The sequence below is a fragment of the Roseobacter sp. HKCCA0434 genome (genome assembly GCF_032464675.1).
Classification (GTDB): Bacteria; Pseudomonadota; Alphaproteobacteria; order Rhodobacterales; family Rhodobacteraceae; genus Pontivivens.
The window spans coordinates 35,518-49,265 of sequence record NZ_JAWDKL010000018.1 but is presented as its reverse complement, the minus strand read 5'-3'; the positions used below and the strand labels follow the sequence as shown (position 1 = coordinate 49,265).

Annotated in this window: 9 protein-coding genes; all 9 read left to right on the top strand. The window is 70.2% G+C overall.

From position 1 onward, the window contains the following. Nucleotides 1-121: 121 nt before the first annotated feature. The 9 genes from hemA (at nt 122) to addA (ending at nt 13,727) form a co-directional block, all read left to right on the top strand. Nucleotides 122-1,339: a 5-aminolevulinate synthase gene (gene hemA, locus RX333_RS11890; RefSeq protein ID WP_316015160.1), complete on the top strand. Its 1,218-nt coding sequence runs from the start codon at nt 122-124 to the stop codon at nt 1,337-1,339. A 119-nt stretch (nt 1,340-1,458) separates the two neighbouring features. Next, nucleotides 1,459-1,854 (top strand): cytochrome C, encoded by a 396-nt coding sequence (locus RX333_RS11885; RefSeq protein WP_316015159.1) that lies wholly within the window; start codon nt 1,459-1,461, stop codon nt 1,852-1,854. Nucleotides 1,855-1,876: 22 nt separating this feature from the next. Beyond that, nucleotides 1,877-3,295, top strand: a complete 1,419-nt coding sequence (regB, locus tag RX333_RS11880; RefSeq protein ID WP_316015158.1) for a sensor histidine kinase RegB — start codon at nt 1,877-1,879, stop codon at nt 3,293-3,295. Nucleotides 3,296-3,364: 69 nt separating this feature from the next. Continuing rightward, nucleotides 3,365-5,299: a PAS-domain containing protein gene (locus RX333_RS11875; RefSeq protein WP_316015157.1), complete on the top strand. Its 1,935-nt coding sequence runs from the start codon at nt 3,365-3,367 to the stop codon at nt 5,297-5,299. Nucleotides 5,300-5,311: 12 nt separating this feature from the next. Then, nucleotides 5,312-5,797, top strand: coding sequence for a tRNA (adenosine(37)-N6)-threonylcarbamoyltransferase complex ATPase subunit type 1 TsaE (tsaE, locus tag RX333_RS11870; protein ID WP_316015156.1), 486 nt, complete (start codon nt 5,312-5,314; stop codon nt 5,795-5,797). Then, nucleotides 5,790-6,779 carry an aminoglycoside phosphotransferase family protein gene (locus tag RX333_RS11865; protein ID WP_316015155.1) on the top strand — a complete coding sequence of 330 codons (990 nt, stop codon included), beginning with the start codon at nt 5,790-5,792 and terminating at the stop codon, nt 6,777-6,779. Before tsaE ends, RX333_RS11865 begins: the two co-directional genes overlap by 8 nt. Beyond that, a complete protein-coding gene (locus tag RX333_RS11860) occupies nt 6,776-7,471 on the top strand; it encodes a nucleotidyltransferase family protein (RefSeq protein ID WP_316015154.1) in 696 nt (231 codons plus the stop codon). The genes RX333_RS11865 and RX333_RS11860 overlap by 4 nt, the downstream gene beginning before the upstream one ends. After that, nucleotides 7,471-10,416 (top strand): double-strand break repair protein AddB, encoded by a 2,946-nt coding sequence (gene addB, locus RX333_RS11855; protein WP_316015153.1) that lies wholly within the window; start codon nt 7,471-7,473, stop codon nt 10,414-10,416. Before RX333_RS11860 ends, addB begins: the two co-directional genes overlap by 1 nt. Continuing rightward, a complete protein-coding gene (addA, locus tag RX333_RS11850) occupies nt 10,407-13,727 on the top strand; it encodes a double-strand break repair helicase AddA (RefSeq protein ID WP_316015152.1) in 3,321 nt (1,106 codons plus the stop codon). Before addB ends, addA begins: the two co-directional genes overlap by 10 nt. Nucleotides 13,728-13,748 lie beyond the last annotated feature (21 nt).

Here is a 13,748-nt window from a genome sequence, read left to right as displayed (position 1 = left end):
GCCATAGGGACCTGACGCCTGCGTCATCCCGGCGCTGGCGCTGCGGCGCACGATCGCCTAGATCGGGGCGCGAAACGAGAACGGGAAGAAGAAGCGGCATCGGCCGCGAGGGGACTGGCAGATGGACTATGACGCGCTTTTCCGCGGGCAGCTCGACGCCCTCAGGGCCGAGGGCAACTACCGGGTCTTCGCGGAACTGGAACGGCATCGCGGCTCCTTCCCCCGAGCGCGCAACCATGGCGAGGGGGCCGAGGAGGTCACGGTCTGGTGCGGCAACGACTATCTGGGCATGGGTCAGCACCCGCAGGTGCTTCAGGCTATGCACGACGCGCTCGACAAATGCGGCGCGGGCGCGGGGGGGACGCGCAATATCTCGGGCACCAACCACTCCCACGTCCTGCTGGAGAACGAGTTGGCCGATCTGCATGGCAAGGACGCGGCACTGCTGTTCACCTCGGGCTACGTGTCGAACTGGGCGGCGCTGAGCACGCTGGGCGCGCGGTTGCCCGGCTGCACAATCCTCAGCGACAGCTACAACCACGCCTCGATGATCGAGGGCATCCGACATGCGCGCTGCGAAAAGCGGATCTGGGCGCATAACGATCCCCGCGATCTGGAGCGCAAGCTGGCCGATCTCGATCCCGACGCGCCGAAGGTCGTGGCGTTCGAGAGCGTTTATTCGATGGACGGAGACATCGCGCCGATCGGCGAGATCCTCGACGTGTGCGAGCGCTACGGCGCGATGAGCTATCTCGACGAGGTGCACGCGGTCGGGCTCTACGGCCCGCGCGGCGGCGGCATCGCGGAGCGGGACGGCCTCGCCGACCGGGTGACGCTGATCGAGGGAACACTGGGCAAGGCGTTCGGCGTGGTCGGCGGCTACATCACCGGCTCGGTCGAACTGGTGGATTTCATCCGCTCCTTCGCCAGCGGCTTCATCTTCACGACCGCGCTGCCACCCGCGGTCGCGGCGGGGGCGGCGGAGTCGATCCGCATCCTGAAGGGCGGCGAGGGAACAGGCCTGCGCGCGCGCCAGCAGCGGCAGGTCGCACGGTTGCGCGCGAAGCTCGATCAGGCGGGGATCCCGCATCTCGACAACCCGTCGCACATCGTTCCGGTGATGGTGAAGGATCCGGTGAAGTGCAAGATGCTGGCCGACATCCTGATGGCAGATCACGGGATCTACGTGCAGCCGATCAACTATCCAACCGTGCCCAAGGGGACCGAACGCCTGCGCTTCACCCCCTCGCCGCTGCACGATGACGGCGATATCGACCGGCTGGTCACGGCGCTGCACAGCCTGTGGAGCCAGTGCGCGCTGGCCCGCGCGGTGGCCTGAGCGGGCCGCTCACGAAGCGGAGAGCGGGGGTGCGCGGACTTGATCGTCTGGTCCGGATGCGCATATGGGGCTAACCTATACGCCATCGCCCCTGTCCGGGCGTCTTCGGGAGTATGCCTATGAATCGCTTTCTCATCGCCCTCGCCGCGATCGCGCTGTCGACCGTGCCCGGCCTTGCGCAGAGCCCGCAGGCGTTTCAGCAATGCCAGTCCTGCCACATGGTCACTGCGCCCAACGGTGCGACGATCGCCGGGCGGGGCCGGACGGGCCCGAACCTCTACGGCGTGATCGGACGTCGCGCGGGCAGTGTGCCCGGCTTCGCCTATGGCGACAGCGTGCGCGCGGCGGGCCAGGCGGGCCTGGTCTGGACCGAGCAGAACATCGCGCAATACGTGAGCGACCCGACCGGGTTCCTGCAGAGCTTCCTGCGCGACGACTCCGCGCGTTCACGCATGTCCTACCGTGCGCGCAGCGGTCAGGCGGAGGTCGCGCGCTTCCTCGCCACGCAGCGCTGACCGCAAGCGTCCCGGTCGCCTCGTGAGCACAGTCGCGGAGACCGGGATAGAGGCGACGCCGTCGCGCCGGGACTGGGTGCGCTGGCGGACCGTCTTCAACCTGCGCTGGATCGCGATCTGCGGTCAGCTCGCCGCCGTGTTGTTCGGCAATTACGCGCTGGGTTTCGACCTGCCGGTCGCGGCGTGCCTGTCGATCCTCGCCCTGTCCGTCGCGGTCAACCTGATCGGCGCGATCGTCCTGCCGGAGAACAAGCGGCTCGCCGCGGGCTATACCTTCTCCATCCTGCTGTTCGACGTGGTGCAGCTCGCGCTGATCCTCGCGATCACCGGTGGGCTGACCAATCCTTTCGTGGTGATGATCGTGGGCCCGGTGGTGGTCGCGGCCACGGCGCTGCCGGTCCGCCACACGATGACGCTTGGGCTGGTGGCCATCGCGCTCGCCTCGCTGATGCTGTTCTGGTATCGGCCGCTGATGGCCGCGGGCGGGACGGTGATGGACCTGCCCGACATCTACCTGTTCGGCATGTGGTTGTCGGTGTCCGTCTTCACGACGTTCTTCGGCATCTTCGCCGGCAAGGTGACGAGCGACAACCATGCCATGTCCGAGGCGCTGATCGCGACGCAGATGGCCCTCTCGCGCGAGCAGCGTCTATCCTCGCTGGGCGGGGTCGTGGCCGCTGCGGCGCACGAACTGGGCACGCCGCTGGCCACCATCAAGCTGACGGCGGCGGAATTGGCGGACGATCTGGAGGACACCGACGGCATTCCCGAGCACCTGTTCGAGGACGTGCGCCTGATCGGCGCGCAGGCCGAGCGGTGCCGCACGATCCTCGCCGACATGGGGCAGGCGGGGAAGGATGACCTGCACCTGCGCTACGTGCCGCTGTCGGTTCTGATCGACGAGGCGGCGGGGCCGCATCTCGATCGCGGCAAGGCGGTGATCCGGCGGCTCGACGGGATCACCCATGTCGATCCGACCGATCGGCAGCCGGTGGTGCGCCGGGCACCCGAGGTCGTGCACGGGTTGCGCAACCTGATCCAGAACGCGGTCGATTTCGCCGAGACGACGGTCTGGGTCGACGCGACCTGGGATCTGGAGCGGCTGAGGATCGCGGTAGGCGATGACGGGCCGGGTTTCCCGACCGAGCTGCTGGGCCGTCTCGGCGATCCGTTCCTTGCGCGCCGGCGGCGCGGGCGCAGGCCGGGCTATCAGGGCATGGGGCTGGGGCTGTTCATCGCCAAGACCCTGCTGGAACGCTCGGGCGCGAAGCTGACCTTCGCCAACGCGCATGTGTCGCGACGGCGTCGGCAGATCGAGGGCGCCGCCGAGTTCGCCCGCGCCCCGGGTGCCGTGGTCGACGTCGTCTGGCCGCGCGAGTCGATCGCCCCCGTCGGCGACAGGTCGCGCGCGGCGCTGGGCGAGAACCAACGAAATCGTTAACGGGTCGCTTAACGCTCCCTTAACCATTCGGGCGCCATATGGGGGTCTGGACGGGGAGGAAGCGCGAAGATGCTGGGGTCGTCAAGCGAATGGATCCACAACCCGGTACTGGGCCTGCTGCTGGTGGGGGCGGTCAGCCTCGTCCTGCTCGCCCGCCGTTTGTGGACCCTTCGTGCCCAAGCCGGGCAGATCGGCGATTCGGCGTCGCTCGCCCGGCGGGAGCGGATCTTCAGGCTCGACCGCGCTATGCTGCGGGACGTGACGGGTACCGCGACACTTGGCCTGCCCGCATTCTGCGAGCAGGTGTCGGCCGCGGATCGTCCGACGCTCGGCACCGCTTTGTCGGAGCTGGAGCGCACGGGATCGCCTTTCCAGCTGCAATGCGGTGCCCTGACGGGCGGCACGCTCGACATCGCGGGGCAGGTACGCGGGGCCTTCGCATTCGTGTCGGTGGTTTCCCTGGGAATGCCCCAGCGGGCTGCGGGCAGCGGCGAGGACGATGCGACAGCGCTGTTGCAGGCGGCCCCGATCCTGAGCTGGACGCTCGATGCCGCGCAATCGGTCCGAAGCACGAATGCCCGTGCGGGCTGCGAGGGCATACCCGTCGAACTGCGCCGCCGGGGGGCGGAGCTGAGCCGCGACGAACTGGACGGCTGTCATCGAGTCGAGGTCGCGGCGACCGATGGCGGAGCGCCGCATCATTACGATCTGCACATCACGCCCGCCGGGCAGGGGGAGGCGCTCCTGCATGCCGTGCCGGTCGACCGGCTGGTCAAGGCGGAGGCGGCGCTCAACCGCTTCGTCGAGACGTTGACCGAGACCTTTGCGCACCTGCCGATCGGGCTCGCGATCTTCGGCAAGGCGCGCGAGCTGGGACTGTTCAATCCGGCGCTGGCCGAGCTGTTGCGGCTCGATCCGGCCTGGCTGGCGGGTCGGCCCAGCCTGCCGGCCTTCCTCAACCACCTGCGGGAGCGGCAGACGCTGCCCGATCGACGCGATTTCCGCGAATGGCGCGAGCAGCTGGTGAAGCTGGGCCGGGACGGGGGGCCAAGCGAATTTTCGGAAGTCTGGGTCCAGTCCTCGGGGCGCACGTTGCGCATCGTGGGCCGCCCGCATCCGCAAGGAGCGATCGCGTTCCTGCTGGAAGACATCACGCCTGCCGTCACGCTCGAGCAGCAGTATCGCGAAGGCATGCAACTGCGCGACGCCGCGCTGGACCTGCAACCGGATGCCCAGGCGATCTTCGATGTCAGCGGTGCGATGCCCTTCGCCAACGCAGCCTTCCGCGCCCTGCTCGACAATGCCGAGGAGGCGAAGCTCGCCGGGGCGGGCGCGATTCGCGAGGTGGCACGGCGATGCGCAGAGCAGTTCGGCGAAGGCCGCATCTGGGACGATTTGCGCCAGTTCGTGACCGATCCGCGTGCGGGCGATACGGCGGATGGTTCAGATGGCGTGCTGTTGCGCGCGACGCAGGGTGCGACCTCGGTGGAGCTTCGCGATCTGACCGGCGGTGCGACGATGCTGACGCTGGCGCCACGGGTCGATGTGCATGTTCCCACGCTTTCGGACCTGCTGCGCGACGGCGTTTCGCAATTCGGTAATACCCATCCCGACCTCGGGATCGAGGTGGACCTGCCGCCCCCGGATCGCGACATCCCCGTGCACCGGATGGATGATCTGGTGCGGCGGACCGTGCGCAACCTGCTGCTCGCCGCCTCCGATACGTTGGAGCCGGAAACGTGCGTGGCGATCCATCTGTGCTGCCGCCCGGACGCGGCGGTCATCTCGCTGCGCTGCCCGGACGTGACGCAAGGCCTGTCCGATATCGCCGAAACCCTCCCCATCACGCTGCTGCGGCGCTACCTCGCGGATGTGGGTGGAGAGTTGTTCCTGCCGGAGGGGGGCACGCTGAGGATCGACGCGACCATCCCTCTCGCCATTCTGGACCTGCCGCGGGTTTCGCCGCCGCGATCCGATCCGGCTTGCGAAGGTGTGGCCGTCTGATAGACGGAAAGCATGTCGCCGAAACCTTCCGATAGCCCGCCGCTGATCATCGATCTGCCCGACACGGCCGCGACCGATCGGTTCGGCGCGGCGCTGGCGGACGGGCTGGCCGGGGGAGACGCGATCCTGATGCAGGGCGTCGTCGGTGCGGGAAAGTCGCATCTCTCGCGCGCGATCATCCGTGCCTTGACGAGTCCGGGGCAGGAGGTGCCCTCGCCCACCTACACGCTGGTGCAGGAATACGAGACCGCGCGCGGCACCATGTGGCACATGGACCTCTACCGCCTCGGTTCGGTCGAGGAACTGGCGGAACTGGGCATCGATTTCGAGGACGACACGGTGATGCATCTGATCGAATGGCCGGAACGCCTCGGGGCCGAGAGACCGCGACGGTGCCTGGAGATCGCGCTGGAAATCGTCGGGGTCGGGCGTCGCGCGACCCTGCGGCCCTATGGGGACGGATGGGACTGGACGCGAAAGGCGGTGCCGAATGACTGATCGCGACACGCGGATGCACGCTTTCGTGGCGGGCACCGACTGGGCGGGGGCGCAGATCGCGCTGCTGGCGGGCGATGCCTCCAACAGGCGCTACATGCGCGTCGCGGGACCGCGCGCCGTGGTGCTGATGGATGCGCCGCCCGAGAAGGGCGAGGATGTCCGGCCCTTCGTCGCGGTCACGCAACTGCTGCGTGCCCGAGGGTTGAGCGCCCCCGAAATCATCGCGCGGGACGAGGACGGCGGCTTCCTGCTGCTGGAGGATCTGGGCGACGACCTCTATGCCCGCGTCGCCGCGACGGCGGACGAGACCACGCTCTACGCTGCGGCGGTGGACCTTCTCGGAGATCTCGAGGGTCGGGGGACGGAGGGGCTCGCGCCCTATGACCTGTCGACCATCCTGCGCGAGGCGCGACTGCTGACGGACTGGTATCTGACTGGCGCGGGGCGGGCCTGCGATGCAGCACGGATCGTCGCGTTCGAGGCGGCCGTCGCGCGGGCGTTGCTGCCGCATCTGTCGACACGGGCGGTGGTCCTGCGCGACTATCATGCGGAGAACCTGATCTGGCTGCCGGATCGCGACGGCGTGGGCCGTGTCGGGTTGCTCGACTACCAGGATGCGTTGGCGGGGCATCCGGCCTATGATCTCGTTTCGCTGCTCGAGGATGCGCGGCGCGACACCACGGAAGAGATGCGGGAGGCGATGATCCGGCGTCACCTGGCGCGCAGCGGCGCGGACGAGCGCGAGTTCCGCGCGGCCTACGCCGCCTGGGGCGCGCAGCGCAACATCAAGATCCTCGGCATCTTCGCACGGCTGTGGCTGCGCGACGGCAAGTCGAGCTATCTGGATCTCATGCCACGGGTCTGGGATCATCTGCAGCGCGACCTCGCCCATCCCGACCTGGCGGAGCTTCGCGCCTGGATCGAGCGTCAGGTGCCGGCGCCCGAGGCGGATCTGCGTGAAACGCTGAGGGCCGCGCGATGAGCCTGCCCGACGCCGCCATGATCTTCGCCGCCGGGTTCGGCACCCGCATGCGCGAGCTCACGCGCGACACGGCCAAGCCGCTGCTGGAGGTCGCCGGTCGCAGCCTGCTGGACCGGGCCCTGGACCGGGTCGCGGGCGCGGGGATCGACCGGATCGTCGTCAACGCACATCACCACGCGGACAAGGTGGCGGCGGCGATCGGAAACCGGGCGCATCTGTCGCGGGAGGAGGAGATTCTTGAGACGGGCGGCGGGCTGGCCCTTGCCTTGCCGCTGCTGGACGCGGACCCGGTGCTGACGGTGAACCCCGATGCCGTGTGGGCCGACCATGCCGACCCGCTGGCGGCGCTGTCCGCCGCATGGGCAGAGCGGATGGAGGCCTGCCTGCTCCTCGTGCCGCGCGACCAATGTCGCGCGCATGCCGGGCCGGGTGATTTCTTTCTGGCCGAGGATAAGCGGCTGGTCCGGCGCGGCGACCGCGACAGCGCGCCCTATGTCTACTCGGGCTGGCAGATCCTGCGAACCGAACGGATCGCGCGCATCGGCGCCTCGCCCTATTCGCTCAACCGGGTCTGGGACGAGATGCTCGCGGCCGGAACGCTCCACGGAACGGTCTGCGACGCGCCCTGGGTCGATGTCGGCACACCCGAAGGCATCGGCGTGGCGGAGGCGATGCTGGCGGAGGCGTGCTGATGTTCGCCGGGGGGCCGCGTGTCTTCGCCCTTCCGGCCGGAGCGGATTTCGCGGGCAGCCTGATTGACGGGCTGGCGCAGCGCATGTCGGGGCTCGACCCCTTCGCGCGTGCCGGTGTCGAGCTTCGGCTCAACACCCGCCGGGCGCAGCGCAGCCTGCAACAGCGGATGGAGCGCGACGGGCGTTTCGCCGGGTTGCTTCCGCGCATCGGCGGGGTCGAGGATTTGTTGACCGGCTTCGCCACCGCGCGCGCCGTCGATCCGCTGCGGCGCAAGCTGCATGTCGCGCGCCTGGTGCGAGGGCTGGTGGAGGCGCGGCCCGATCTCGCGCCGCGCATGGCGGTGTTCGACCTGACCGACCGGCTGCTCGACCTGCTCGACCTGATGCAGGAGGAGGGCGTGCCGCCCGAGCGGCTGCTCGACGCGGAGGTCGGGGACGCCTCGCGGCACTGGCAGCTGTCGCTCGAATTCCTCAAGCTGGTCGTGGAGGCGTGGCCCGCCATCCTCGCGGAGGTCGAGCCAGGCCATGTCGACCCGCAAGTCGCGTGTCACGCGGCGGTCACGGAACTGGAGGCCGCTTGGAGCGCCGCGCCGCCCGAACATCCCGTGATCATAGCCGGGTCGACCGGCTCCCGCCCCTGGATGCGGCGCCTGATGGCGGCGGTGCTGCGCCTGCCGCAGGGCGCGGTGCTGTTGCCCGGTCACGATCCCGACCTGCCCGAGGCGTTCTGGGCCGAGGACGGCGTCGCCGCCTCTCCCGACCACCCGCAGGCGGGACTGGCGCGTCTGTTGCTCGACCTCGACGTGGAGCCCGCCGACCTGGGCCAATGGGTCGCGACCGACCGCAACACCGCGCGCGGGCGGTTGATCTCGCTGGCTTTGCGCCCCGCGCCCGTCACGGCGAGTTGGCTGGAGGAAGCCCCGGCACGCGCGGCCGAACTGGCGGAGTCCACGGCGGGTCTGGGGCTGATCGAGGCCGCGACGGAGCGGGAGGAGGCGCTCGCCATCGCCTGCGCCATGCGCTCGGCGGTCGAGGAGGGCCGCAGCGTCGCGCTCGTCACCCCGGACCGGACGCTGTCGCGCCGGGTCGGCGCGGCGCTCGACCACTGGCGGCTGATCCCGGATGACAGCGCCGGCCGCCCCCTGCACCTCGTGCCGCCGGGCATCGCGATGCGGCTCATGATGGACATGATCGGCGACCCGCCCGACCCCGCGGCGCTGGTCGCCCTGCTCAAGCATCCGCTGATCGGCGGCGCTGGCGAGACGCGGCGGCTGCACCTGCGGCGCGTCATCGGATTGCAGACGGGGTGCAAGACGCTCGCCACCCCCGAGGTCGTTTGGCAGCGGCTGGAGGACTGGGCGCGCGAGCGGAAGAACGATGAGGGGGCGCAAGCCTGGATGGCCTGGCTGCGCGCGGCGCTCGACCCGCTGGCCAGGATCGGCGCGGATGCGGAGCCGTCGGTCGTCCTCGCCACGCTGCGCAGCGTCGCGACGACCCTGTCCGCGGGCGTGGACGGCGGCGCGCCCAGCTTCTGGCTCGAAGAGACGGGTGCGGCGCTCGAACAGGTGTTCCTGCAGATGGAACAGGCCAGCGACGCGATGGCGGGCCTGACGCGCGACGATCTCATGCGCCTGCTGGATGCCGAGATGCGCGCCGCGATGGTGCGCCCTGCCGCCTTCCTGCCGCATCCCGGCGTCGCGATCCTCGGCGCGCTGGAGGCCCGGATGCTGCGAGCGGACGTGACGATCCTCGCCGGTCTCAACGAGGGGATCTGGCCGGAACGCCCCGCGCCCGATCCGTGGCTAAGCCGCGGGATGCGGCGCACGCTCGGTCTGCCGATGCCCGAGCGCGAGACGGGCCTCGCCGCACATGATGTGCAGAACGCGGCGAACGCGCCGGAGGTCATCCTCAGCCGCGCTGCCCGGACGGACGGCTCCCCCAGCGTGGCGAGCCGGTGGCTGATCCGCCTGACGAACCTGATCGGCGGGATGGGCGATCCGGGAAAACAGGCCCTGGACGATATGCGGGCCCGCGGCGCGGCACATCTGCGCGCGGCTGCGGCCCTCGACCGGCCTTCGCACGATTGGCCCCGCGCGCCCCGACCCGCGCCGCGACCCAAGGCGGCGCGGATCGCGAAGCTCGGTGCCACGGGGGTCGAGACGTTGATTCGTGATCCCTACGCCATCTACGCGCGCTACATCCTCGGCTTGCGACGGCTCGATCAGCCGGGGCGCGAGGCGGATGCGCTCGAACGGGGCGACGTGCTGCACAAGGTGATGGAGCGCTTCGTCCCGGCGATGCACGCGGGCGAGGAGCCGCGCGAGGCGCTGGAAACGGCGGCGCGCGAGGTCCTGTCGGCCCGCGTGCCGTGGCCCTCCACGCGCGCGCTGTGGCATGCGCGGCTGATGCGCATCGCCGATCCGCTGATCGAGGGGGAGGTGGAGCGGTTGGAGCACGCCGCCCCCGTCGCCTACGAGATCGAGGGCGGGCGCGATATACCCGCGCTCGGTTTTCGGCTGACAGCCAAGGCGGACCGGATCGACCGGGGCGCGAAAGGCCTGCGCATCTACGACTACAAGACCGGCAAGCCGCCCACGCAGCCGGAGGTCGAGAACTTCGCCCTGCAATTGCCGCTTGAGGCCGCGATCGCGCGGGATGGCGGGTTCGCGTCGCTGGGCGTGCAGGCGGTCGAGCGGCTGGCCTATATCGGCCTCGACTCCGCCGCCACGGTGCGGATAATCGACGAGGGTGCCGACAGCCTCGCCGATGTGTGGGCGCGGCTGGAGGCGCTCTTGTCACGGCACTATTTCGGCGAGGTCGGCTACCCCGCCCGGATGCGGCCGAAATTCATCAAGTATCCCTCCGACTACGATCACCTCTCACGCTACGGCGAGTGGACGGACGAGGCGGAGCCGGTGCGCATGAAGGTGGGGTCATGGGACTGACCGTCGAATTGAGCGCGGCGAGCCGGGCGCAGAACCGCGCCTCCGACCCGGCGGGATCGGCCTGGGTGGGGGCGAACGCGGGCTCGGGCAAGACGCGGGTGCTGACCGACCGGGTGGCGCGGCTGCTGCTGCATGGTGCCGCGCCCGAGCACATCCTGTGCCTGACCTATACCAAGGCCGCGGCGGCCGAGATGAAGAACCGCCTCTTCGCGCGGCTGGGCGCCTGGTCGATGATGCCCGATGCGAAGCTGCGCGCCGAGCTCGCCGCGTTGGAGGAGACGGGAGAGGTCGACCTCGCCCACGCACGGCAGCTCTTCGCCCGCGCGCTGGAGACGCCGGGCGAGCTGAAGATCCAGACGATCCACGCCTTCTGCGGCACGATCTTGCGCCGCTTTCCCCTGGAGGCCGGGGTGTCGCCGGGCTTTCGCGAGATCGACGAGCCGGAGGCGCAGGCGCTGCAGGCCGACCTGATGGACCGGATCGCGGAGGAGGAGCCGGAGGTCTTCGCCGCCCTTGCGCGCCACTGTCCCGGCGACGGGCCGCAGGCGGTCATCGAGGGCATCCTCAAGGAGCGGGACGCCTTCGCCGAACCGCTCGACCAAGCCGCGCTGGAGGCTGCGCTGGAACTCGACCCGCTCGCGACGAGTCCGGTCGTGGACGATGCCGACCGCGCGTTGCTGGCGCGGCTGGCGGAGGTGATGGCCGAGATCGGATCGCCGGCGGAGCAGCGCGACAAGTTGCCGAAGGTCGTGCGCGCCCTGAATGCCGATACGCCGGACAAGGCCGTCGCGGCGCTTGAGGAGGTGGCGCTGTTCGGTTCGGGCGCGAAGGACCCGTTCGGGCCAAAACCCTTCGCCGGTGTGAACAAGCCGACGGCCAAGGCATTGGCGGGCGACGAGGCGGACCGGCTGACCGCGCTGGCCGAGCGGGTCGCAGAGGCACGCCGCGCGCGGTTGGCGCGCGCCCTGATCGCCCGTACGCAGGCCCTGCACGATTTCGCGCGGGCCTTCCTCGATCGCTACGACGCGGCCAAGGCGGAGGTCGGCGCGCTCGATTTCGAGGACCTGATCCGGCGCACGCATGTGTTGCTGACGCAGCCGGGCATCGCGGACTGGGTGCTCTACAAGCTCGACGGCGGGATCGAGCATATCCTGGTGGACGAGGCGCAGGACACCTCGCCGCTGCAATGGCAGGTGATCGAGGCGCTGACGCCGGAATTCTACGCGGGCGAGGGCGTCGAACGGGCCGAGCGGACCCTGTTCGTCGTGGGTGATCAGAAGCAGTCGATCTACTCGTTCCAAGGCGCGCAGCCCGCCTCCTTCGGTCGGATGCGCGACCTGTTCCGGGACCGGCTTGACGCGGCGGGAAAGCCCTTCGCGCCCGTGGCGCTCGACGTCTCCTTCCGCTCGGCCGCGCCGATCCTGCGCCTGACCGATGCGGTCTTCGCCGTCGAGGGGCGCGGCGGCGTGGCGGAGGAGGTGCGCCACGAAGCCTTCGCGCAGGACAAGCCGGGACGCGTGGACCTGTGGCCCTTCCTCGAGAGCGAGAAGGACGACAGCGAGGGGGCCTGGTACGATCCCGTCGACATGCCCTCCGCCGACCGGGCCGATCTGCGGCTGGCGCGGATCATCGCGCGGCAGGTCGCGGCGATGCTGCGGGCGGGGACGCCGATGCCCGGCGAGGATGGCGCGCGGCCCCTGCGCCCGTCGGATATCCTGATCCTCTTTCGCTCCCGCGGGCCGATGTTCCACGCGCTGATCTACTTCCTGAAGGACGAAGGCGTGCCGGTCGCCGGGGCAGACCGGATGAAGCTGGGGGACGAGCTGGCGGTGCTCGACCTGCTGGCGCTGATGCGCTTCGCCGTCACGCCCGATGACGACCTCTCGCTGGCCGCCGCCCTGCGCTCGCCCTTGTTCGAGGTGGACGAGGACGCGCTGTTTCGTCTGGCGCATGATCGTGGTCGCACGCGGCTGCTGGCGCGGTTGCAGGACGATCCGGCCCATGCGGACGCGGCGGCGCTGCTGCAGGACCTGCGCGACGAGAGCGATTTCATCCGGCCCTACGAGTTCCTCGAACGCATCCTGATCCGCCATGACGGGCGGCGGCGCATGGTCGCGCGCCTCGGCCCGCAAGCGGCGGAGGCGCTGGACGAGCTTCTGAACCAGGCGCTCGCATACGAGCGAACCGAGGCGCCGACGCTGGGCGGGTTCCTCGACTGGCTGACCCCCGACACGCTGGAGATCAAGCGCGAGCTCGACGAGGGCGGCGGCGCGGTGCGCATCATGACGGTCCATGGCGCGAAGGGACTTGAGGCACCCGTGGTGATCCTGCCCCAGACCGGGCGCTGGGACAGCCACGGCGCGCCGCTCGTGCTCGACACCCCGCTGGGCCCGGTCTGGCGCGAGACGCCGCAGACCGCCTTCGAGGACGGGCCGGTGGCGGCGAAGAAGGAGGACGAGCAGCGGGAACGGGAGCGCCTGCTCTACGTCGCGCTCACGCGGGCGGAGCACTGGCTGATCGTGGCGGGCGCCGGGAATCGCGGGAAATCTGCATCATCCTGGTACGATCTTGTCGAAGCGGGCCTCGCGACGCTCGACCCGGTGGAGGCGGATGCGATCGAGGGGCTCGACGGTTCGATGCGAAGGCTCGACCACCTCTGGCCAGCGGAGGAAACCACGACGCCCGAGGCCGGTCAGGACACGCCATCCGCCGCGCCCCCTGGATGGGAGATCGTCGCGCCGCCCAAGGCGGAGAGCGTGCTGCGCCCCTCCGATCTGGGCGGAGCGCACGCGCTGCCGGGAGAGGGCGACGAGACCGCACTCGCCCTGCTGCGTGGCGAGGTGATCCACCATCTGCTCGACCACCTGCCGCGTGCCGCCGATCCCGATATCCTGCGCGACACGGCGTTGGCACGCTTGCCCGAGGACCTGCGAGCGGCCGTCGTGGCGGAGGTGGACGCGCTGCTGGCGGAGCCAGACCTTGCGCCGCTGTTCGGGCCGGACGCATTGGCCGAGGCGGCGGTCGCGGGTCGCATCGGCGGCCATGTCCTGACGGGCCGGGTGGACCGGCTGGTCCGTCTGCCGGACCGTGTGCTGGTGGCCGATTTCAAGTCGAACCGCGTCGTTCCTGCGAGCGTCGAGGACACACCCGAGGCGCTGCTGCGGCAGATGGGCGCCTATCTCGCCGTGCTCGGCCCGGCCTTCGATCCGGTGCCCGTCGAGCTGGCGCTGGTCTGGACAGCGACCGGGCGGATGGATGTGCTGCCGCATGCGCTGGTGACCGCTGCGCTGGGTCGCGTGCGCCTCCCTTGACCGGGGTCGGGGGCGTCCCTA

What these genes read in the sequence shown, in the direction of transcription:
- addB (WP_316015153.1), top strand. Translation starts at nt 7,471, where the DNA reads ATGTTCGCCGGGGGGCCGCGTGTCTTCGCCCTTCCGGCCGGAGCGGAT.
- RX333_RS11865 (WP_316015155.1), top strand. Translation starts at nt 5,790, where the DNA reads ATGACTGATCGCGACACGCGGATGCACGCTTTCGTGGCGGGCACCGAC.
- addA (WP_316015152.1), top strand. Translation starts at nt 10,407, where the DNA reads ATGGGACTGACCGTCGAATTGAGCGCGGCGAGCCGGGCGCAGAACCGC.
- tsaE (WP_316015156.1), top strand. Translation starts at nt 5,312, where the DNA reads ATGTCGCCGAAACCTTCCGATAGCCCGCCGCTGATCATCGATCTGCCC.
- RX333_RS11860 (WP_316015154.1), top strand. Translation starts at nt 6,776, where the DNA reads ATGAGCCTGCCCGACGCCGCCATGATCTTCGCCGCCGGGTTCGGCACC.
- RX333_RS11885 (WP_316015159.1), top strand. Translation starts at nt 1,459, where the DNA reads ATGAATCGCTTTCTCATCGCCCTCGCCGCGATCGCGCTGTCGACCGTG.
- RX333_RS11875 (WP_316015157.1), top strand. Translation starts at nt 3,365, where the DNA reads ATGCTGGGGTCGTCAAGCGAATGGATCCACAACCCGGTACTGGGCCTG.
- hemA (WP_316015160.1), top strand. Translation starts at nt 122, where the DNA reads ATGGACTATGACGCGCTTTTCCGCGGGCAGCTCGACGCCCTCAGGGCC.